This is a genomic window from Micromonospora sp. KLBMP9576 (assembly GCF_050941805.1).
Lineage (GTDB): Bacteria > Actinomycetota > Actinomycetes > Mycobacteriales > Micromonosporaceae > Micromonospora.
In genome coordinates, this window is sequence record NZ_CP194567.1 from 5,495,114 (window position 1) to 5,516,786 (window position 21,673).

Below are 21,673 nucleotides of genomic sequence, written 5' to 3' on the forward strand. Positions count from 1 at the left end.
TCAGGCCTCCACCAGGTAGGAGAAGACGCTCTCCAGGGACTCGTCCTGGGGCACCAGTTGCCGCACCCGGATGCCCTCCGCGAGAGCGATCTTCGGCAGGACGCGGGTGAACGCCCCATAGTCGCCGGCCCGCACCGTCAGCCCGGTGCGGTCCAGCTCGACACCCGTCACCGACGCCTCGGACATCAGCGCCACGGCGAGCGCCCGGTCGTCGGTGGAGCGCACGGTGAAGACGTGCGGCCGGTTGGTCATCAGCCGGCGGATGGTGCGGAAGTCGCCGGAGGCGGCCAGCCGACCGGCGACCATCACCTGGACGGTGCCGGAGACCTGCTCGACCTCCTCCAGGATGTGCGAGCTGAACAGGATGGTGCGGCCGGCGTCGCCGAGACGGTGCAGCAGCTCCATCATGTGCAACCGCTGGCGCGGGTCCATCCCGTTGAACGGCTCGTCGAGCAGCAGCACCTGCGGCTCGTGCACCAGCGCGGCGGCCACCCGGGCACGCTGCCGCATGCCCTTCGAGTAGGTGCCGATCCGGCGGTCCTGCGCGCCCTCCATCTCGACCAGGGCGATCGCCCGGCGGGCCGCCGCCGCCGGATCCGGCAGCCGGTGCAGCTTCGCGCTGGCCAGCACGAACTCGTACGCGCTGAGGAAGGTGTGCACCGCCTCCCGCTCGCTGACCAGGCCGAGCCGGCGGTAGACCTCCGGGTTGCGCCAGGTGGGACGGCCGTCCAGGCTCACCGCCCCGCGTGAGGGGGCCAGGAAGCCCGCCATCATGTGCAGCAGGGTCGTCTTGCCGGCGCCGTTCGGGCCGAGCAGGCCGGTCACGCCCGGGCCGAGGCTCATGCTGACGTCGTTGACCGCCACCACGTTGCCGTACCAGCGGGAGACGCCGGCGAGGTCGAGGGTGCTGGCGGCGGTCGGTGTCCCCGTCGCCTGGTCGGCGCTGATCGTGGTCATCGGGCGGCCACCTTCCGGTATCGCAGCATCAGCAGGGCGACGCAGCCGGCGACGAGCAGCACGGCGGCGACCGCGTAGACCGGGCCGAAGTCGCCGAGCCGTATGCCGTTGCCCTGCCCCTCGGGCACCAGCAGGTCACCGAGCGCCCAGGTGCCCACGCCGGCCACCAGTGTCGACGGTGAGGCGAGGAAGGCCAGCTCGTTGACCGCCTGGGACGGCATGATCAACAGGGTGGCGACGATCGGGGTGGTCATCAGGAACACGGCCACGATCCCGCCGGCCGCGAACGCCCGCTTGCCGGTGAGCGAGGCGACCAACAGGCCGACCGAGGCGAAGACCACGGCCCAGAGCCCGGCGTAGAGCAGGCCCGGCAGCAGGTCGAGCAGCTCGTTCCAGACCCCGCGCATGCCGTCGCCGCCGGTGAAGGCGGCGCCCAGGAACATCACGAACTGCGGCCCGCCGAGCAGCAACCACAGCGCGGTCGCCAGCGCCAGCAGCTTGGCCAGCGGGTAGTCCGAGCGCGGCAGCGGCCGGGAGAAGTAGAGCGGCAGCACGCCGCTGCGCAGGTCCCGGGAGACCAGTTCGGGCGCGACCACCGCGACGAAGAAGATGACCAGCCAGCTCATGTTGTCGGCGAACTGGGCGTACGTCATCACCGCCTCGCCGACCTGGCTGCGCACCGCGGTGAGGGCCGCGGCCACCACCGTGACGATGGCGACCACCAGCCAGGGGAAGATCTTGGCCTTCGCGCTGCGCCCCAGACCGAACGCCGTCCGCAGGCCGTGCAGGTAGAGCGCGCCGAAGACGGCCCGGCGACCCAGCCGGGGGCCGGTGTAGCGCTGGTAGCCGATGTCGTGGATGACGCCGGTCGGCTCAGGCATGGCTCGGCTCCCTCGTGGCGAAGAGTTCGGCCACCCGGTGCCGGCGCTGGTCCAGCCGGTGCAGCGGCAGGTCCAGCTCGGCGACCGCGCCGAGGATCAGGTCGTAGGTGGCGTCGTCGATCAGCTCGACGAGCAGCAGCCGGCCGTCCCGGCGCACGGGCAGGGCGAGCGCGGTCAGCCGCGCGGCCAATTCCTCCGTGCCCTCGCTGACCTCGACGGCGAGCACGTCGGTCGCGGAGGTCATCGCGGAGATGTGGTCGGCGCGCAGCAGCCGCCCGCCGTCGATGGCGACGAGGGTGTCGCAGATCCGTTCCACCTCGCCCAGCAGGTGCGAACAGACCAGCACGGAGATGCCGAACTCGGTGCCGATGCGGTGCACCAGCGCCAGCATGGCGTCGCGGCCGGCCGGGTCGAGGCCGTTGGTCGGCTCATCGAGCAGCAGCAGGTCGGGGTCGTGCACCAGGGCCTGGGCGAGCTTGACCCGCTGCTTCATGCCGGTGGAGTAGCCGCCGACGGGGCGGTAGCGCTCCTCGTAGAGCCCGACGTGGCGCAGCGCTTCCGAGGCCCGCTCCCGGGCGACCGTGCGCGGCAGGCCGCTGACCCGGCCGAGGTGGGTGACCAGCTCAGCGGCGGAGAGGTCCGGTGGCAGGGCGTCGTGCTCGGGCATGTAGCCGACCCGGGCGCGGACCTGGGCGGAGTCGGTGCTCGGGTCGAGGCCGAGCACCGAGACCCGGCCGCTGGTCGGGGCGAGGAGGCCGAGCAGGATCTTGATCAGGGTCGACTTGCCGGCGCCGTTCGCGCCGACCAGCCCGATTATCCCCGGCTCGACCGCGACGGTCAGGTCGGCCAACGCCGTGACCCCACCCCCGTACGTCTTGGTCAGCGACTCGGTCGCGATGAGTGTCACGTCCTACAGCGTAGGGAGTTGGGACCACCTGTGGGCGGCGGCCCGCCCCCGGCGGGTCCCTGATCTTCCTGGCCGGTTCCCCTAAGGTCCGGGGCCGTACCGCCCTCGGACGTGCGCCGCCGAGGCGCGCCCGACGGGCGAGCCGGGAGTGGCGCTCTCGACCGATCGCCGACCGGCTGAGAAACTGTGTGCCGGCCAGTGGGGTTTGGGGGATGGATGAGCAACGGCTGGGTGCTGCCCGACGAGGTGCTCCGGGACGCGCCGGCATACACGCCGCGTCCCGGCGAGCTGGCCGACCTGGAGCTGCTGCTGACGGGGGCGTACGCCCCGCTGGTGGGCTTCATGACCCGCGCCGACCTGGTCTCGGTGAGCCGCCGGGGGCGGCTCGCCGACGGCTCGCCGTGGCCGGTGGCGGTGGCCCTGCAGGTGCCCACGGCGCTCGCCCAGGGCCTCGACCCGCGCGACGGGGCACGCCGCGCCCTGGTGCTCACCGACGGTGAGGGCGCCCCGGTCGCGGCCCTGGAGGTCGCCGACGTGTGGCAGGTCCGCGACGGGGTGGCCGGCGTCGGGGGCGCGGTGCGCCGGCTCGGTGACGGTGGGCACGGCCCCTTCCAGCGGCTGCGCCGCACCCCCGAGGAGGTACGCCCGCTGCTGCCGGCCGGACGGGTGCTCGGGGTGGTCACCGACCGTCCGCTGCACCGGCCGCAGCTCGCCCAGATCGCCCACGCGGCCCGCACGCTCGGCGCCCACCTGCTGGTGATGATCCCCGTCGGCGAGGATGGCCTCGGCGGGCTGCCCCCGGAGGCGCTCGTACGCAGCGTCTTCGCCGCCCGGGACCGGATGCCGCCGGCGACGCTCGTGGCCGTACCGCTGTCGCGCCGGCACGACGAGATCAGCGACGCGCTGCTGCGGGCCCGGGTGGCGGCGGCGTACGGCGTCACGCACCTGCTCGCCACCGGCGAGATGCTCTCCGGCCCCGGCCTGCGGGTGCTGGTGCCGCGCGAGCTGGCCTACGACAACCGCGACGGGCAGTGGCGCGGGCGCGACGACATCCCCCCGCGCAACCGGCGGCTGGCGATGACCCAGCCGGAGATCGACGACCTGCTGGACCGGGGCTTCCCGCTGCCCGAATGGCACACCCCGCCGGCGGTGGCGAAGGAGCTGGCCCGGGCCCGCCCGGCGCGCCGGCACCGGGGCCTGGTGATCTTCCTGACCGGCCTCTCCGGCTCCGGCAAGTCGACGATCGCGCGGGGCCTGGCCGACGTGCTGCGCGAGCAGGGCGACCGGACTGTCACGCTGCTCGACGGGGACGTGGTCCGCCGCGAACTCTCGGCCGGGCTGGGCTTCGGCAAGGCCGACCGGGACCTCAACGTCCGACGCATCGGCTGGGTGGCGGCCGAGGTGGCCCGGCACCACGGTGTCGGCATCTGCTGCCCGATCGCCCCGTACGCCCAGGCCCGGGCGACGGCCCGGGAGATGGCCCTGGCCGCCGGTGCGGGTTTCCTGCTGGTGCACGTGGCGACCCCGCTGGAGGTCTGCGAGCAACGCGACCGCAAGGGCCTCTACGCGCGGGCCCGCGCCGGCCTGCTCACCGGGATGACCGGCATCGACGACCCGTACGAGGAGCCCACCGACGCCGACCTGGTCGTCGACACCAGCCACGTCACGATCGAGGAGACGGTGGAGGCCGTCCTGCACCACCTGACCGAGACGGGATGGGTCGAGCCCCGGCTCCAGTCCACCTGATCCCGGCTGTCGCCCGCCGCGGCCCCGCCGGGACGCTAGTGTTCATCCCTGTGCGAACACGTTCGACCGGGTGAGGGCACGCGGCGGCGAAGGCGGCCGTCGCCGGCCGCGCCGGCGAACCCCGCACCTGACGGGGGCGCAGACCGACCGCGCCCCGGTGGTCGTGCCCGCACCAGACGCGGTGGTCGTGCCCGTGCCGGCGCGCGACGGGCGGCCACGACGACAGGTGAGGGGACGACGAGGTGAGACGCACCGCGATCACGCTGGCCGACGGCCGGGAGCTGATCTACTTCGACGAACGCGACGACGCAGTCCGGGACCAACCGGACCGCCGCGAGCTGCCCCCACCACCGCCCGCGTCGCAGTTGCGCCTCGATCCGCTGACCGACGAGTGGGTGGCCGTCGCCGTGCACCGGCAGACCCGCACCTTCCTGCCGCCGGCGGACGAGTGCCCACTCTGCCCCAGCAGGGACGGCCGGCTCAGCGAGATCCCCGCGCCCGAGTACGACGTCGCCGTCTTCGAGAACCGCTTCCCCTCGCTGAGCGGCCGGGTGGCCGACGAACCCGCCGAGATCACCCCGTTCACTCCGGTCCGGCCCGGGCGGGGCCGCTGCGAGGTGGTCTGCTTCACCGACGACCACCACGCCTCCTTCGCGTCCCTCCCGCCGCGTCGGGTACGCACCGTCCTCGACGCGCTCGCCGACCGCACCACGGCGCTCGGCGAACTGCCCGCCGTGGAGCAGGTCTTCTGCTTCGAGAACCGGGGCGTGGAGATCGGCGTGACCCTGCACCACCCGCACGGCCAGATCTACGCGTACCCCTTCGTGACCCCGCGGACCCGGGCGCTGCTGGCCGCCGCCCGCCGGCACGCGGAGCGCACGGGCGGGCGCAACCTCTACGCCGACGTACTCGCCGCCGAACGGGCCGCGGGCGACCGGGTGGTCGCCGCCAACGAGCACTGGACGGCATACGTCCCGGCGGCGGCCCGCTGGCCGTTCGAGGTGCACGTGGCACCGCACCGGCCGGTGCCGGACATCCCCGCGCTCGACGACGCCGAGCGGGACGCCTTCGGGCCGCTCTACCTGGACCTGCTGCGCCGCTTCGACGGGCTCTTCGACATGCCGATGCCCTACATCGCCGCCTGGCACCAGGCGCCCGTACGCATCGACCGCGAGCTGGGCCACCTGCACCTGCAGTTGTTCAGCATCCGGCGCGCGAAGGACAAGCTGAAGTACCTGGCGGGCTCGGAGTCCGGGATGGGCGTCTTCATCAACGACATCGCCCCCGAACAGGCCGCCGTGCTCCTCCGCAGCCGGTGAGAGCGCCGGATCCCGCAGCCCGGCCCGAGGTGGCACGGCTCCCCGCCCGACGTCCGTGACGGCGCCGGGCGGGATGCGCGGTGGCGGCGGAGAGGGCGCGGGGGGCCCGGGACAGGGCCCCCCGCAGGGAAGGAACGGCTGGCTGTGCGTGACAGCCGGGAAGGCTGGCTGGTCGGCACGCTTGCCGCGAGGCGACCGCGGTCGGCCTTCCTGGACGCGACTGGCATCTCGTCCACCCAGGTCAACGAGGTGCGTCGAGGTTGGTCACGCCACCGGCGCGTCCCCCGGAGACCTGCCGCCCCCATCCCCCTCGGCCGGCCAGCCAGTTGATTCTTGGAAGAATTCGGCCCCCGGAGGGGCCATTCCTCACCAAGATCTACGGCGAAGCCGCCGGGCACGGCCAAGAAGCGGGACGACGCAAAGGCGGGCCAGCGCAGACAGCGGGGACGGCGGAGCCCGCCGGTGGTTGCCGGCGGGCTCCGGTGCGTCCCCGAGGGGCGTACGGGTCAGGCGGAGAGCTTGCGCGCCAGGTTCTGGTCCAGCGCGTTCATGAACTCCTCGGTGGTCAGCCACGGGGCGTCCCGCGAGATGAGCAGCGCGAGGTCCTTGGTCATCTGGCCGCCCTCGACGGTGTCGACGATGACCTGCTCCAGGGTGTTGGCGAACTCGGTGACCGCCGGCGTGCCGTCCAGCTTGCCCCGGTGGGCCAGGCCCCGGGTCCAGGCGTAGATCGACGCGATCGGGTTGGTCGAGGTCTTCTCGCCCTTCTGGTACTGCCGGTAGTGCCGGGTGACCGTGCCGTGCGCGGCCTCGGCCTCGACGGTGCGGCCGTCGGGGGAGAGCAGCACGGAGGTCATCAGACCCAGCGAGCCGAAGCCCTGCGCGACGGTGTCGGACTGCACGTCACCGTCGTAGTTCTTGCAGGCCCAGACGTAGCCGCCCTCCCACTTGAGCGCGGCGGCGACCATGTCGTCGATCAGCCGGTGCTCGTAGGTGATGCCGGCGGCGTCGAACTCGGCCTTGAACTCGTTCTCGAACACCTCGGCGAAGATGTCCTTGAAGCGGCCGTCGTACGCCTTGAGGATGGTGTTCTTGGTGGACAGGTAGACCGGGTAGTTGCGGTCCAGGCCGTAGCGGAACGACGCGCGGGCGAAGTCCCGGATCGACTCGTCGTAGTTGTACATGCCCATGGCGATGCCGCCGCCGGGGAAGTTGGCGACCTCCATCTCCATCGGGGCGCCGCCGTCGGTCGGGGTGTAGGTGATGGTCACCTTGCCCGGGCCGGGCACGACGAAGTCGGTGGCCTTGTACTGGTCGCCGTGGGCGTGCCGGCCGATGATGATCGGCTTGGTCCAGCCGGGGACGAGCCGCGGCACGTTCGACATGATGATCGGCTCGCGGAAGACGACGCCGCCGAGGATGTTGCGGATCGTGCCGTTCGGCGACCGCCACATCTTCTTCAGGCCGAACTCCTCGACCCGGGCCTCGTCCGGGGTGATGGTGGCGCACTTGACGCCGACGCCGTGCTCCTTGATGGCGTTGGCGGCGTCGACGGTGACCTGGTCGTCGGTGGCGTCGCGGTGCTGGATCGAAAGGTCGTAGTAGTGCAGGTCGACATCGAGGTAGGGCAGGATCAGCTGCTCCCGGATCTGCTTCCAGATGATCCGGGTCATCTCGTCGCCGTCGAGCTCAACGACCGGGTTGTTTACCTTGATCTTCGCCATCGACCGGCGCTCCTCTCGGGGGACACGTGCTCTAGCAGTACGAGCGTACTGGAAACAGGCCGGGCCTTCCCAGCCGGCCTCGGTCGGGCCGGAAAAAGGGTGCGCGCCGCGCCGCGGGCCGCTGACATGATCGCCGGATGCCGGCGAACCGCATCCTCGGGTCTATCACGGTCACCGCCCTCACCGACGGCGAGGGGCCGTTCTTCCAGCCCCGCGCGCACGCGTTCCCCGGCGCCACGGCGGAGCACTGGCGCGCGGCCGACCGGCGGGACCCGGGCACGGTGACCGCCGACGGACGGTGGTGGCTGCCGTTCCGCAGCTTCGCGGTCCGCGCCGGGGACGGGCCGGTGACCCTCATCGACGCCGGCATCGGCCCGGCCGGCTCCCCCGCCTCGGGCTGGGCGCCGGTGCCCGGCCGGCTGCCGGCCGAACTCGCCGCCGCCGGCATCGACCCGGCCGACGTACGCACGGTGGTGCTCACCCACCTGCACACCGACCACGTCGGCTGGGCGGTCACGGGCTCGCCGGGCACGCCGTACTTCCCGAACGCCGACTACCTGCTCCAACGGGCCGAACTGGCCGCCGTGGGGCACCTCAACCCGGAGCTGGCGGCCGGCCTGGTCGCGCCGTTGCGCGCCGCCGGCCAGCTCCGGGTGGTCGACGGCGCGGAGAGGCTCGATCCGAGCGTACGGCTGCTGCCGACGCCGGGACACACGCCCGGGCACCAGTCGGTGCTGCTGGAGGTCGACGACGAGCGCCTGCTGTTCACCGGCGACCTGCTGGTGCACGCCGTGCAACTGGTCGACCCCGAGCTGGCGTACGCCCACGAGGAGGACACGGTCGCGGCGCGTGCCTCGCGGGTGGGGCTGCTGCGCGACCTGGCCGCGCGCGGTGCCACGGTGCTCGCCACCCCGCATCTGGGTGCGGCGTTCGTGACGGTGTAGGCCGGGCGACGTCGAAGGGGCACGCCGGCGGACCGGCGTGCCCCTTCGACGTCACGGATCACATGGAGGCGACGTCGCCCTGCTTGGCGCGGACGGCCTCGGCGGCCTCCTTGAGGCTGGCCAGCTCGTCGGCGTCCAGGTCGGTCTCGACGACCCGCTTGACGCCCTCGGCGCCGATGGCGGCCTCGACGCCCAGGTAGACACCGGCGATGCCGTACTCGCCGTCGACCCAGGCGCAGACCGGCATGACCTCGCCGGAGTCCTCCGCGACGGCCCTGGCCATCCGGGCGGCGGCGGCGGACGGCGCGTAGTAGGCCGAACCGGTCTTGAGCAGGGCGACCACCTCGGCGCCGCCGTTGCGGGTCTTGACGACCAGCTCCTCGATCTGCTCGGCGGGCATCGCGTCGCGCAGCGGCTTGCCGTTGACCGTGCTCTGCGAGGGCACCGGCACCATCGTGTCGCCGTGCGAGCCGAGGGTCAGCGTCTTCACCGACTTCACCGGCACCGCGAGCGCCTCGGCCACGAAGTTGGTGAACCGGGCGGTGTCCAGCATGCCGGCCTGGCCGAGCACCCGGTTGCGCGGGAACTGGGTGGCGAGCTGGGCCAGCGCGGTCATCTCGTCCAGCGGGTTGGACACGACGATGACGACGGCGTTCGGGGCGTACTTGGCGACGTTCTCGGAGACCTGGCGGACGATCTTGGCGTTGGTCTCCAGCAGGTCCATCCGGCTCATGCCCGGCTTGCGCGGCAGGCCGGCGGTGATCACCACGACGTCCGAGCCCTCGATCGCCTCGTAGCCCTCGCCGTTCGGGCCGGTGGTCGCGCCGACGACCTTGGTCTCGAAGCCCTCGATGGCACGCGACTGGTTGAGGTCCAGGGCGAGACCCGCGGGCTTGCCCTCCACGATGTCGGTGATCACGACGGTGTCGAAGACGTCGTACTCGGCCAGGCGCTGTGCGGTGGTGGAGCCGTAGAAGCCGGCCCCGACGACAGTGACCTTCTTACCCATGGTCGTCCCACTCCCTGCTACCAGTCGGTTTTCCGGACCGTATCAGTCATCCTGGCACCGAACCGGCCAGGGGCGGACGGTTATGGCCTCGCACGGGCACGCTCCGCGGGCCCCGCCCGACCCCTGAGGTGCGCAGGAAGGAGGCCGCTGTCGCCGCGGGCGGCACGAAGGTGCCCTTCGGCACACCTCAGGCGCGTTCGGCTCGTTCCACGACGTTGGTCAGCAGCATCGCGCGGGTCATCGGACCGACGCCGCCCGGCATGGGCACCAGCTTGCCGGCCACCTCGGCGGCCTCCGGGGAGACGTCACCGGTGTAGCGGCCCTTGCCGTCCGGGCCGATCACCCGGGTGATGCCGACGTCGACGACCACCGCGCCGGGGGTGACCATGTCGGCGGTGAGCAGGCCCGGCACCCCGGCGGCCACGATGACGATGTCGGCGGCCCGGGTGTGCGCCGCCAGGTCGAGGGTGCCGGTGTGGCAGAGGGTCACGGTGGCGTTCTCGCTGCGCCGGGTGAGCAGCAGGCCGAGCGGGCGGCCGACGGTGTTGCCGCGGCCGACCACGGCGACCGTGGCGCCGCGCAGCGCCACGTCGTGCCGGCGCAGCAGTTCGACGATGCCGCGCGGGGTGCAGGGCAGCGGACCGTCGTAGCCGAGGACCAGCCGGCCGAGGTTGACCGGGTGCAGGCCGTCGGCGTCCTTGTCGGGGTCGATCAGCTCCAGCACCCGCTGGGTGTCGAGGTGGGCCGGCAGCGGCAGTTGGACGATGTAGCCGTGGCACGCCGGATCGGCGTTCAGCTCGGCGAGCACGGCCTCGACCTGCGCCTGGGTCGCGTCGGCGGGCAGCTCCCGGCGGATGGAGGCGACGCCGACCTCCGCGCAGTCGCGGTGCTTGCCGTTGACGTACGCCTGGGAGCCGGGGTCCGCGCCGACCAGGACGGTGCCCAGCCCGGGGGTGATGCGGCGTTCCGCCAGGGCCTTGACCCGCGCCCGCAACTCGTCCTTGATCTCGGCCGCGGTGGCCTTGCCGTCCAGAAGCGTCGCCGTCACGCCCAGATCGTCTCACGCGCCGCGGCCGATGGTCCGAGGACCGGCGGCAGCCAGCCCGCGATCACGATGAGTTACGTGCTCTTCATCACTGTGAGTTACTTGGTCGCCGACGTGGGCCCCGGCGGAACCGGACGTCGGGGCGGCCCGCGGGACGGCCACCCCCGGCGGCGCGAGACGCCGCAGCACGGCACAGCGGTCGCGGCACAGCCCGGAGGTGCCCGGGAGTTCCCGCATTCCAGCGCCGCTTTCCCCGCGCAGAGCACATATCAGATCCGGCCCGCGCGGGCAAGCCATCGAGGCCTACTCCGTTACCGGTTCGCAACCCGTCCGTTGCCGATGGCCGACCCGCGACCTACCGTTGCCCAACGTTGCGCAGCGTAAACCCAGCGTCGGGCCCGGCTGCACAGCGTGAGGAGACGAGGAGGCCATAATGCGTGTTCGTAGGCTCGCTACCTGGACCGCCCTCCCGCTCGCGGTGACCCTGGGCCTGGTGGCCTGCGGCTCGGGCGGCGACGGTGGATCCGGCGAGAGCAACCCTGACGCGTCGGTGCGGATCGAGATCGCCGAACCGCAGCACCTGCTGCCGACCAACACCAACGAGACGAGCGGCTCGCAGGTGCTCAGCGCCCTGTTCAGCCCGCTGGTCGACTATGACGAGGCCAACAAGGCGTACGAGGTGGCGGCCGAGTCGGTCACCTCCGAGGACAACGTCACCTGGACCGTCGAGCTGAAGGACGGCTACACCTTCCACAACGGCGAGAAGGTCACCGCCGACAACTACCTCGACGCCTGGAACTACGGCGCCTACGCCCCCAACGGCCAGAACTCCAGCTACTTCTTCGAGAAGATCGCCGGCTACGAGGACATGCAGGGCGAGGACCCGACGGCGAAGACGCTCACCGGGCTGAAGAAGGTCGACGACCGCACCTTCACCGTCACGCTGTCCCAGCCGTACAGCGAGTTCAAGACCATGCTCGGCTACACCGCCTTCTACCCGATGCCGAAGGCCGCGTTCTCCGCGCCCGGCGTGCTGGCCGAGGGCTACGAGCAGGCGCCGATCGGTCAGGGCCCGTTCAAGATGAAGGGCACCTGGCAGCACGACGCCAAGGTCGAGGTCGAGAAGTACGACGCCTTCCCCGGCGAGCAGCCGAAGGTGGCCGGCGTCGAGTTCCGGATCTACCAGCAGCCGACCGCCGCGTACGCGGACGTGCTCTCGGACAACCTCGACGTGATCAAGACCATCCCGACCGAGAACCTCTCGACGGCCACCACCGACCTGGGTGACCGGTTCAAGCAGAGTTCCGCCTCGTCGTTGCAGGTGCTCTCCTTCCCCACGTTCGAGGAGGAGTTCAGCAACCCGGACGTGCGCAAGGCGATCTCGATGGCGATCGACCGGGACGAGATCACCAAGTCGATCTTCAAGGACTCGCAGCAGCCGGCCCGCTCGTTCGTCTCGCCGGTCGTCGCGGGCTACCGCGACAACACCATCGGCGAGGCCGGCGAGTTCGACGCGGCCAAGGCCAAGGCCCTGTACCAGGCCGCGGGTGGCCCGGCGAAGATCGAGCTGTCCTACAACGGCGACGGCGGCCACAAGGACTGGATCGACGCGACCTGCAACCAGCTCAAGGCCAACCTGGGCGTGGAGTGCGTGGGCACCGCCGAGCCGAAGTTCGCGGACCTGCTGACCAAGCTGAAGGACAAGCAGCCGGTCGGCCTGTTCCGGATGGGCTGGGTCATGGACTACCCGTCGATGGAGAACTACCTGGGCCCGCTGTACAGCAGCGCCGGCTCGTCGAACTACTACGGCTACAGCAACCCGGAGTTCGACAAGCTGCTCGCCGAGGGCGCCCGCGCCGCCAACGAGGAAGAGGCGGTCAAGAAGTACCAGGCGGCGGAGGATCTGCTGGCGCAGGACCTGCCGGTGATCCCGCTGCGGTACGGCCAGAACAACTTCGGCCACTCGACCAAGGTCACCAACGTGGAGATGGATCTCTTCGACCGGATCGACCTGCTGCAGATCGAGGCAGTCAAGTAACACCACGGCACGACGGGTCGGGCCATCGGCGGACGGTGGCCCGACCCGGCACCTCTTCGCCCTTTTTCAGAGAGACTGCCAAGTATGTTCCGCTTCATCCTGCGGCGTCTGCTCCAGATGGTCCTCGCGTTCTTCGGGACCACGCTGATCGTCTACGCCCTGATGTTCGCCGGCCAGGGCGACCCCATCCAGGCGCTCGCCGGCGAACGCCCGGTCACCCCGGCACAGCGGGCATACCTGACGGAGGAGTTCCACCTCGACCGGACCGGCGTCGGCGGCTTCTTCTACCGCTACTTCGACTACCTCAAGAACCTGCTCCAGGGCGACCTCGGACAGTCCCTCACCGGGCGTTCGATCGGGGACATCCTGGCCGCCGCCTGGCCGGTCACGATCAAGCTGGCGCTGATCGCCATGGCGGTCACCATCGTCATCGGGGTCACCGCGGGTGTGCTCGCCGGCATCCGGCGGGCCAGCATCTTCGACAACTCGACCCTGCTGCTGACCCTGCTGGTGCTCGGCATCCCGACGATCGTGCTCGCGCCGCTGGCCCAGTACCTCCTCGGCGTCAAGTGGCAGTTCTTCCCGCCCACCGCCGGCGCCGACCCGGACCTGTACGCGCTCCTGCTGCCGGGCATCGTGCTCGGCTCGCTCTCGCTGGCCACCGCGCTGCGGCTGACCCGGACGTCCGTGGCCGAGAACCTGCGCGCCGACTACGTGCGTACCGCCCGGTCCAAGGGCCTGGTGAAGCGACGGATCGTCAGCGTGCACGTGCTGCGCAACTCGCTCATCCCGGTGATCACCTTCCTCGGCGTCGAGATGGGCAACCTGATGAGCGGCGCGATCATCACCGAGGGCGTGTTCAACATCCCCGGGGTCGGCTTCAACCTCTACCGCGGCATCCGCACCGAGGACGGGCCCCTGGTGGTGGGCATCGTCAGCGTGCTCGTCGTCGTGTACCTCGTCTCCAACCTGGTGGTGGACGTCCTGTACGCCGTACTCGATCCGAGGATCCGCTATGAGTGAGCGCGCGAGGTGCCGGCATGAGTGACTTCGAGACTGTCGCCGCGAGCGAGAACCAGGCCGCCCGGCGGGGACCGTCGGGTGAGCCGGGCGCCCCGGGGCAGGCCGGCGTGCCGCAGAAGCCCCGCAGCCTGGCGGGCGACGCCTGGCGGGACCTGCGCCGCAAACCCATCTTCTGGATCAGCCTGGTGCTGGTGGTGCTGGTCGCCGCCATGGCCGCCGTTCCCGGGCTGTTCACCGCGAACGACCCGCGCGACTGCATGCTGTCCCGGCAGCACGCCGGCCCGTCGGGTGGAGCGATCTTCGGGTACGACTTCCAGGGCTGCGACACGTACTCCCGGGCGGTCCACGGCGCGCGCGCCTCGCTGCTGGTCGGCGCGATCTCCGCGCTGCTCACCGGCCTGATCGCGCTCGCCGTGGGAATGCTGGCGGGATACTTCGGCCGCTGGGTCGACGCGGTGCTCTCCCGGCTGATCGACATCGTCCTCGGGATCCCGCTCCTGCTCGCCGCGATCGTGCTGCTCAAGCGGGTCAACAGCGACAGCACGGCGATCCGGATCGGTGCGGTGATCTTCGTGCTGGCGATCCTCGGTTGGACCACCGCCGCCCGCGTCGTCCGCTCGTCGGTGATCACCGCCAAGGAGCAGGACTACGTCGCGGCGGCCCGGATGCTCGGCGCCGGCCACGGCCGGATCATGCTGCGGCACATCCTGCCCAACGCGCTGGCCCCGGCGATCGTGGTGCTGACCATCGCCCTCGGCTCGTTCATCGCCGCCGAGGCGACGCTGAGCTTCCTCGGCATCGGGCTCAGGGCCCCGACCATCTCCTGGGGCATCGACATCGACGCGGGCCGGGTGCACATGCGGGAGTCCGCCACCCCGCTGCTGGTCCCCTCGACCTTCCTCGCGCTGACCGTGCTGGCCTTCATCATGCTCGGCGACGCGATCCGCGACGCCTTCGACCCGAAGCTGCGCTGACATGCGGACCCGAGCAGCGAACCCGGCAGCCGCACGCGAAAGGCAGGACCCCCCGCGAGCGCGAGGAGTGAGCGAAGCGAGCCCCGCAGTCGCGAGCGAAAGGCAGGACCCCCCGCGAGCGCGAGGAGTGAGCGAAGCGAGCCCCGCAGTCGCGAGCGAAAGGCAGGACCCCCCGCGAGCGCGAGGAGTGAGCGAAGCGAGCCCCGCAGTCGCGAGCGAAAGGCAGGAACCGTGAGTCAGTCCGCCGTTTCACCGACGCCGGCGTCCCCGACGCCCGAGGGCGGGCACCTGCTGGACGTGCGGGACCTGCACATCGAGTTCCGCACCGGCGAGGGGGTCGCCAAGGTCATCAATGGGGTCTCCTACCACCTGGACCCCGGCGAGACGCTCGCCGTGCTCGGCGAGTCGGGCTCCGGCAAGTCGGTCACCGCCCAGGCGATCATGGGCATTCTCGACACTCCCCCGGCCGTGGTCCGCTCCGGCGAGATCCGCTACCAGGGGCGGGACCTGCTGAAGCTGCCAGAGGAGCAGCGCCGGCGGGTGCGCGGCAAGGAGATCGCGATGATCTTCCAGGACGCCCTCTCCGCGCTGAACCCGGTCTTCCCGGTGGGCTGGCAGATCGGCGAGACGCTGCGCCAGCGCGAGGGCATGTCCAAGGCCGATGCCCGCAGGCGGGTCATCGAACTGATGGACCTGGTACGGATCCCGGGCACCACGAGCCGGCTCAGTGACTACCCGCACCAGTTCTCCGGCGGCATGCGGCAACGCGTCATGATCGCGATGGCGCTGGCCATGAACCCGAAGGTGCTGATCGCCGACGAGCCGACCACGGCCCTGGACGTCACCGTGCAGGCCCAGATCATGGACCTGCTGGCCGACCTGCGCCGCGACCTCGACATGGCGATGATCCTGATCACGCACGACCTGGGCGTGGTCGCCGGTGTCGCCGACCGGATCGCGGTCATGTACGCCGGGCGCATCGTCGAGCACGCCGACGTCCGCTCGCTGTACCGGGCGCCGGCCCACCCGTACACGAAGGGGCTGTTGGAGTCGATCCCGCGGCTGGACGTGCGGGGTCAGGAACTCGCCACGATCAAGGGGCTGCCGCCCAACCTGATGCGGATCCCGTCCGGCTGCCCCTTCCATCCCCGGTGCCCGTACGTCCAGCAGGTCTGCGTCGACGTGGTGCCGCACGACCTGGTCCTGGGCGACGGCCGGACCAGCGCGTGCCACTTCGCCCAGGAGGTCCGTGATGACAGCGCCCGCTAGCCCCACCAAGGTGCGCGGCGAGACGATCCTCGCCGTCGACAACGTGGTCAAGCACTTCCCGATCCGCCAGGGCGTGCTGCTGCAGAAGCAGGTCGGTGCCGTCCGGGCCGTCGACGGGGTCAGTTTCGAGCTGCGCCGGGGCGAGACCCTGGGCGTGGTGGGCGAGTCCGGCTGCGGCAAGTCGACGCTGGCCCGGCTGCTGATGCGGCTGGAGACGCCCACCTCGGGCCGGGTCACCCTGGAGGGCCGGGACCTGCTCCGGGCCTCCGGCGCCGAGCTGCGCCGGCTGCGGCGCAACATGCAGATGGTGATGCAGGACCCGTACACCTCGCTGAACCCGCGGATGACGGTCGGCGACATCATCGGCGAGCCGTTCGAGATCCACCCCGACGTGGCGCCGAAGGGCAGCCGCCAGCAGCGGGTACGGGAGCTGCTGGAGGTGGTGGGTCTCAACCCGGAGCACATCAACCGGTATCCGCACCAGTTCTCGGGCGGTCAGCGGCAGCGCATCGGCATCGCCCGGGCGCTCGCCCTGCGGCCCGAGATCATCGTCTGTGACGAGCCGGTCAGCGCCCTGGACGTGTCGATCCAGGCGCAGGTGATCAACCTGCTGGAGAAGCTCCAGGACGAGTTCGGCCTGTCGTACGTCTTCATCGCCCACGACCTGTCGGTGGTCCGGCACATCTCGGACCGGGTCGCGGTGATGTACCTCGGCAAGATCGTGGAGATCGGCACCGAGGACGAGATCTACGAGCGGGCCACCCACCCGTACACCCAGGCACTGCTCTCGGCCGTGCCGGTGCCCGACCCGGAGGCCCGCGACCAGCGCACCATGATCCGGCTCACCGGCGACGTGCCGAGCCCGGCGGACCCGCCGAGCGGCTGCCACTTCCGCACCCGCTGCTGGAAGGCCCAGGAGGTCTGCGCGATCGAGGAGCCCCACGCGGTGCCCCGCGCGGCGGACCCGCACCCCTCGGCCTGCCACTTCGCCGAGCTGCGGCCCGCACCCTGACGACCCGCCCCACCCCCGCTACCGCGCGGGGGTGGGGCGGGTCGGGGTCAGTGGAAGAAGTGCCGGGTGCCCGTGAGGTACATGGTGACGCCGGCCTCCTTGGCCGCGGCGATCACCTCCTCGTCGCGGATGGAGCCGCCCGGCTGCACGATCGCGCGCACGCCAGCGTCGATGAGGATCTTCGGACCGTCGGCGAACGGGAAGAACGCGTCCGAGGCGCAGACCGCGCCCCGGGCCCGCTCCGTCCCGGCCCGGCTGATCGCGAGCTGCGCCGAGTCGACCCGGTTGACCTGGCCCATTCCGACGCCGACGGTCGCGCCGTCCCTGGCCAGCAGGATCGCGTTGCTCTTCACCGCCCGCACGGCCCGCCAGGCGAAGACCAGGTCGCGCAGGGTCGCCTCGTCGGCCGGCTCGCCGGTGGCCAGCCGCCAGTCGGCCGGGTCGTCGCCCGCGGCGTCGATCCGGTCGGCCAGCTGCACCAGCACGCCGCCGGTGACCTGCCGCCACTCGGCCGGCAGCGGGTCGAAGGCCGGCGCGTGCAGCAGCCGGATGTTCTTCTTGCCCTGGAGGATCTCCACCGCACCCTCGTCGAACCCGGGCGCCACCAGCACCTCGGTGAAGATCTCGGCGACCTGCCGGGCCAGCTCGACCGAGACCGGCCGGTTGACGGCGATCACCCCGCCGTACGCGGACACGGGATCGCAGGCGTGTGCCCGGCGGTGCGCCTCGGCCACGTCGGCGCCGACCGCGATGCCGCACGGGTTGGCGTGCTTGATGATCGCCACCGCCGGCTGGTCGGCGAAGTCGTTGGCCGCCCGCCACGCGGCGTCGGCGTCGACGTAGTTGTTGTAGGACATCTCCTTGCCGTGCAACTGCGCGGCCTGGGCCAGCCCCGCCGGGCTCGCCGGGTCGGCGTAGAGCGCCGCCGGCTGGTGCGGGTTCTCGCCGTAGCGCAGCACCGCCGAGCGGTGCAGCGACAGCCCCGCGAAGCCGGGCCAGCCGTCCTCCTCGGGCGCCAGCGTGGCGGCGCACCACTCGGCCACCGCGACGTCGTACTCGGCGATGACGGCGAAGGCGCGGGCCGCCAGCATCCGCCGCCGGGCCAGGGTGAAGCCGCCCTCGTCGAGCGCGGCGAGCAGCGCCGGGTACGCGGCCGGGTCGGTCACCACCGCGACCGAGGCATGGTTCTTGGCCGCCGCCCGGACCATGGCCGGACCGCCGATGTCGATCTGCTCCACGCACTCCTCGACACCGGCGCCGGAGGCGACCGTGGCCTGGAACGGGTAGAGGTTGGACACCAGCAGGTCGATGCCGGCGATGCCGTGCTCGTCGAGCTGGGCGACGTGGGAGTCCTTGCGCAGGTCGGCGAGGAGCCCACCGTGGACCTTGGGGTGCAGCGTCTTGACCCGGCCGTCGAGGATCTCCGGGAAGCCGGTCACGGTCTCCACGGGAGTCACCGGCACCCCCGCCCCGGCGATGGCCGTGGCGGTGCTGCCGGTAGAGACGATCTCCACCCCGGCGGCGTGCAGCGCCCGGGCCAGCTCGACGAGGCCGGTCTTGTCGTAGACGCTGACCAGCGCCCGCCTGATCGGGCGGCGTTCGTCCTGAGTGGAACTCACGGAACCGTGACCTTCCTTCCGGTGATCGTCCAACCTTCGCGGACGAGGCGGCCCACCTGCTCGACGAGCTGGCGCCGCTCGGCTTCCTTGATGCGCTCGGTGAGCGTCTCGACGTCGTCGTCGTCGCGCACCGGCACGGCCACCTGCGCGACGATCGGGCCGGTGTCCATACCGGCGTCGACGAAGAAGAGCGTGGCCCCGGTGACCTTCACGCCGTAGGCGAGGGCGTCACGCGGGCCGTGGATGCCGGGGAACGCCGGCAGCAAAGTGTTGTGCGTGTTGAGGTAGCGGTCGCCGAAGGCGGCCAGGAAGCGCGGGCCGACCAGCTTCAGGAAACCGGCGGAGACGACCAGGTCGGGCAGGTGCTCGGCGACGCGGGCGGTCAGCGCGGCGTCCCAGTCCTCGCGCGTCGGGTGCGCGGCGACCCGCTCGACGAAGGACGTCACCCCGGCCGCCGCGGCCCGGTCCAGGCCAGCGATGCCGTCGCGGTCGGCGCCCACGGCCACCACCCGGGCCCCGTACGCCGGATCGGCGCTCGCGTCGAGCAGTGCCTGGAGGTTGCTCCCGGAGCCGGAAACGAGGACGACGATGCGGGCGACGGACGCGGGCTCGGTCACCGGGTCACCCTATCGGGCTCGCCGGCGGGTCCGAACGCTGGGCATTGCGACATTCACCGACGACGGGAATGGCCCGGACCAGGTACGCTGCCGGTCGCTCGGGCCCGGCGACATCCGGCCCGCACCCGTCAGTGATCCGGCCCCCCGCAGGGGCGCCGAGTGGAATGAGGAGACGCCGAGATGCAGCCCGGATACCACCAGCAGCCCCCGCACGTCGACAACAACATGACGATGTCGATCGTCGCCATCTTCCTCTTCTGGCCGCTGGCCATTCCAGCGATCATCAATGCCTCCAAGGTGAACCCGGCGCTGCAGCAGGGCGACTACGCCGGGGCCCAGGCCGCCGCCGCCGAGTCGAAGAAGTGGTCCAAGTGGGCCCTCATCGTCGGCATCAGCTGGTACGTGATCGTGCTGGTGTGCTGCCTGCTCGGCGGGCTCGCCGGCCTGATGGGCGGCGACACCTCCACCAGCAGCTACTGACAGATCGGACGAGGAGTCGCATGCAGCCCGGTCACCCTGGTCAGGATCCGTACGGCCAGCAGCCGCACCACGACCCGCACACGCCGCCGCCGGCGGCGCCGTACGGTCAGCCGAACGACCCGTACGCGGCGCCGCAGGTCCCGTACGGGCAGCCGGACCCGTACGGCCAGCCGGACCCGTACGGCCAGCAGCCGTCCGGTCCGCCCTACGGCCAGCAGCCGTCGGGTCCGCCCTACGGCCAGCAGCCGTCCGGTCCGCCCTACGGCCAGCAGCCGTACCAGGATCCGTACGCGCAGCAGCAGCCGTACCAGGCCCCGTACGGGCAGCAGGCCTACCCGCCGCCCATGTACCCGAACGCGGGATTCGTCGGAAAGGGGCCGGGGCAGCAGCAGAACACCCTCGGTCTGGTGTCGATGATCCTCGGCATCGCGTCGATCCCGCTGGTCTGCTGCTATCTCGGCATCCCGCTGGGCATCGGCGCGCTGGTGACCGGGTGGCTGGGCAAGCAGAAGGCCGCCCAGGGGCTGGCCGACAACAACGGGCAGGCCGTCGCCGGCCTGATCTGCGGCGCCATCGGTGTGGTGCTGGGCCTGCTCCAGATCGTCCTGTTCGTCGGCGGCGCCTTCAGCAGCCTGCCCAACCAGCTCTGATCGTCGGGCGACAGGGGCGTCCCGGCTTCGGCCGGGGCGCCCCTCGCCGTCGGCGGCCCCTCAGCGGGGCGCGCGGGACAGCGCCCGGGTCGCGGCGGCGCCGATCAGCGCCCCGGCCGTGACCACAGCGGTCGCCACGGCCGCCACCTGCCAGGCGACGGGCCCCACCTGGGCCAGCCGGCCGCCGCCGAGCGAACCGGCGGAGGCGGCCGCGGCGGCACCCAGCAGCAGGCCGGCGACCGGGCCGGCGAGCGCCGCCGGGGCGAGCAGCGGCCCCCAGCGCAGCGGTGCCCGGTCGCTGGCGGCGAGCCGGAGCAGCCGGCGGGCGAGCAGCCAGCCCGCGGCCATCCCGGCGAGGACCGGCACCGCGAGCAGCCCCGCCCCGAGCCCGTCGACCGGCCCGCGCGGCAGCCCGGCCAGCAGCGGTACGGCCGGCAGCGCCCCCACGGAGACCTCGCTGGTGCGTACCGCCGTGTCGACGCCGACGGCGAAACCCGGACCGAGCAGGTAGCTGACCGACCAGATCGTGGCGTTGGGCGCGTAGGCGAGGCTGACCAGCGTGATCCCGGCCTGGCCGGCGACGCCGGTGCGGTAGGCCCCGATCAGGTCGGCGGCGTCCCCGCCGCCGATGGCCACGGCGAGGCCCGCCGCGGCGCCCCCGGCGCCGAACAGCAGCAGCCCGGCCACCAGCCCGGTGCGGATTCCGTCGCGTACCGCCGCCGGGGACCGCGCGGCGAGCAGCCGGGCGGCGTGCGTCGTCCGCGCCGAGCCGACCAGGGCCGCGAGCGTGCCGAGCACCGCGAGGGTGAGCCCGGCGCGCACCGGTGCCGCGCCGACCAGCACCGCGGCGAGCACCCCGAGCAGCGCGTACGCGACGCCGACCGCGCCGGCCGCGAGGAGTGCCTGCCGGGGCGAGCGTCCGCCCCGCGCGCCGATGGCCCGGCTGGCGTGCACGCCGGCGCGGGTCAGCCGCCAGAGCACCAGCGCGGTCAGCGCCAGCGGCGCCAGCCGGAGGGGGCCGGCGGCGGTGTCCAGCGGTACGCCGTGCCCGAGCAGCCAACCGGCCAGCCCGGCGCGCAGCGCGCCCGGCACGGAGGCGGCGCCCTCGCTGAGCTGGAACAGCCAGAGCACGACCACGACCGGTAGCCACGAGGTGAGCGCCGCCCAGCCGGCGGCGACCCCGGCGGCGACGGCGAGCGGGGCGTGGCTGCGGCGCGGCTCGCCGGCCCGCGCCGTGGGCGCCCGCCGGCCCCGCCCCGCGGGCGCGGCCGGCCGGACGCCGGGGCGGCTGGGCTGATCAGGGGTGACGGAGGACATCGCGTCTACTCTGGCACGCCGGGGCGGCGGTGGCAGTCCGATACCGCCCCGCAACGGCGACGAGTTGCATGATCCACCGTCCTCCGCCCCTGATCGGCTGCTCGACATCGTCGGCCGGGCCGGCGGTGGCGGTCACCCGCCG

Annotated in this window: 19 protein-coding genes; 10 read left to right on the plus strand and 9 right to left on the minus strand. The window is 72.3% G+C overall.

The genetic code is table 11. The annotated features are described in order from the left end of the window. The 3 genes from ACQ452_RS24295 to ACQ452_RS24305 are packed head-to-tail and all read right to left on the minus strand — an operon-like array spanning window position 1 to window position 2,745. Complete coding sequence (locus ACQ452_RS24295; RefSeq protein WP_433387600.1) at window positions 1-957, minus strand: ABC transporter ATP-binding protein; 957 nt, start codon at window positions 955-957, stop codon at window positions 1-3. Further along, window positions 954-1,838, minus strand: coding sequence for an ABC transporter permease (locus tag ACQ452_RS24300; RefSeq protein WP_433387601.1), 885 nt, complete (start codon window positions 1,836-1,838; stop codon window positions 954-956). Before ACQ452_RS24300 ends, ACQ452_RS24295 begins: the two co-directional genes overlap by 4 nt. Further along, the gene (locus ACQ452_RS24305; RefSeq protein WP_433387603.1) at window positions 1,831-2,745 is read right to left on the minus strand and encodes an ABC transporter ATP-binding protein; all 915 of its coding nucleotides are present in this window, start codon (window positions 2,743-2,745) and stop codon (window positions 1,831-1,833) included. Before ACQ452_RS24305 ends, ACQ452_RS24300 begins: the two co-directional genes overlap by 8 nt. A 216-nt stretch (window positions 2,746-2,961) precedes the next feature. Here ACQ452_RS24305 and cysC point away from each other — a divergent pair, with 216 nt between their 5' ends. Then, the gene (gene cysC, locus ACQ452_RS24310) at window positions 2,962-4,491 is read left to right on the plus strand and encodes an adenylyl-sulfate kinase (protein WP_433387605.1); all 1,530 of its coding nucleotides are present in this window, start codon (window positions 2,962-2,964) and stop codon (window positions 4,489-4,491) included. A 242-nt stretch (window positions 4,492-4,733) separates the two neighbouring features. Beyond that, the gene (gene galT / locus ACQ452_RS24315; RefSeq protein WP_433387607.1) at window positions 4,734-5,810 is read left to right on the plus strand and encodes a galactose-1-phosphate uridylyltransferase; all 1,077 of its coding nucleotides are present in this window, start codon (window positions 4,734-4,736) and stop codon (window positions 5,808-5,810) included. Window positions 5,811-6,316: 506 nt separating this feature from the next. Here the strand turns inward: galT and ACQ452_RS24320 are convergent. After that, entirely contained in the window at window positions 6,317-7,534 is a 1,218-nt protein-coding gene (locus ACQ452_RS24320; RefSeq protein WP_433387609.1) for an NADP-dependent isocitrate dehydrogenase, read from the minus strand. 137 nt (window positions 7,535-7,671) lie between these two features. Between ACQ452_RS24320 and ACQ452_RS24325 the strand changes: the two genes are divergently transcribed. Beyond that, window positions 7,672-8,478, plus strand: a complete 807-nt coding sequence (locus ACQ452_RS24325) for an MBL fold metallo-hydrolase (protein WP_433387611.1) — start codon at window positions 7,672-7,674, stop codon at window positions 8,476-8,478. A 58-nt stretch (window positions 8,479-8,536) separates the two neighbouring features. Here ACQ452_RS24325 and ACQ452_RS24330 read toward each other — a convergent pair whose 3' ends face one another. Beyond that, window positions 8,537-9,487, minus strand: coding sequence for a malate dehydrogenase (locus ACQ452_RS24330; RefSeq protein WP_433387613.1), 951 nt, complete (start codon window positions 9,485-9,487; stop codon window positions 8,537-8,539). A 187-nt stretch (window positions 9,488-9,674) separates the two neighbouring features. Further along, on the minus strand, window positions 9,675-10,535 hold the full coding sequence (locus ACQ452_RS24335) for a bifunctional methylenetetrahydrofolate dehydrogenase/methenyltetrahydrofolate cyclohydrolase (protein WP_433387615.1): 861 nt from the start codon (window positions 10,533-10,535) through the stop codon (window positions 9,675-9,677). 430 nt (window positions 10,536-10,965) lie between these two features. Between ACQ452_RS24335 and ACQ452_RS24340 the strand changes: the two genes are divergently transcribed. From ACQ452_RS24340 to ACQ452_RS24360, 5 genes are all read left to right on the plus strand, one after another. Then, window positions 10,966-12,570, plus strand: coding sequence for a peptide ABC transporter substrate-binding protein (locus tag ACQ452_RS24340; protein WP_433387617.1), 1,605 nt, complete (start codon window positions 10,966-10,968; stop codon window positions 12,568-12,570). 84 nt (window positions 12,571-12,654) lie between these two features. After that, complete coding sequence (locus ACQ452_RS24345) at window positions 12,655-13,593, plus strand: ABC transporter permease (RefSeq protein WP_433387619.1); 939 nt, start codon at window positions 12,655-12,657, stop codon at window positions 13,591-13,593. Window positions 13,594-13,610: 17 nt separating this feature from the next. Continuing rightward, entirely contained in the window at window positions 13,611-14,567 is a 957-nt protein-coding gene (locus ACQ452_RS24350) for an ABC transporter permease (protein WP_433387621.1), read from the plus strand. A gap of 231 nt (window positions 14,568-14,798) precedes the next feature. After that, complete coding sequence (locus ACQ452_RS24355) at window positions 14,799-15,836, plus strand: ABC transporter ATP-binding protein (RefSeq protein ID WP_433387623.1); 1,038 nt, start codon at window positions 14,799-14,801, stop codon at window positions 15,834-15,836. Then, window positions 15,820-16,848: an ABC transporter ATP-binding protein gene (locus ACQ452_RS24360; RefSeq protein WP_433387625.1), complete on the plus strand. Its 1,029-nt coding sequence runs from the start codon at window positions 15,820-15,822 to the stop codon at window positions 16,846-16,848. The genes ACQ452_RS24355 and ACQ452_RS24360 overlap by 17 nt, the downstream gene beginning before the upstream one ends. A 47-nt stretch (window positions 16,849-16,895) precedes the next feature. Here ACQ452_RS24360 and purH read toward each other — a convergent pair whose 3' ends face one another. Beyond that, window positions 16,896-18,467, minus strand: a complete 1,572-nt coding sequence (gene purH, locus ACQ452_RS24365) for a bifunctional phosphoribosylaminoimidazolecarboxamide formyltransferase/IMP cyclohydrolase (RefSeq protein WP_433387627.1) — start codon at window positions 18,465-18,467, stop codon at window positions 16,896-16,898. Further along, entirely contained in the window at window positions 18,464-19,084 is a 621-nt protein-coding gene (gene purN / locus ACQ452_RS24370; RefSeq protein ID WP_433387629.1) for a phosphoribosylglycinamide formyltransferase, read from the minus strand. The genes purH and purN overlap by 4 nt, the downstream gene beginning before the upstream one ends. 180 nt (window positions 19,085-19,264) lie before the next feature. Between purN and ACQ452_RS24375 the strand changes: the two genes are divergently transcribed. After that, entirely contained in the window at window positions 19,265-19,564 is a 300-nt protein-coding gene (locus ACQ452_RS24375; RefSeq protein WP_433387631.1) for a CD225/dispanin family protein, read from the plus strand. Between the two features lie 20 nt (window positions 19,565-19,584). Next, window positions 19,585-20,214 (plus strand): DUF4190 domain-containing protein, encoded by a 630-nt coding sequence (locus ACQ452_RS24380; protein ID WP_433387633.1) that lies wholly within the window; start codon window positions 19,585-19,587, stop codon window positions 20,212-20,214. Window positions 20,215-20,274: 60 nt separating this feature from the next. Here ACQ452_RS24380 and ACQ452_RS24385 read toward each other — a convergent pair whose 3' ends face one another. Continuing rightward, complete coding sequence (locus tag ACQ452_RS24385) at window positions 20,275-21,531, minus strand: cell division protein PerM (protein WP_433387635.1); 1,257 nt, start codon at window positions 21,529-21,531, stop codon at window positions 20,275-20,277. Between the last annotated feature and the right edge of the window lie 142 nt (window positions 21,532-21,673).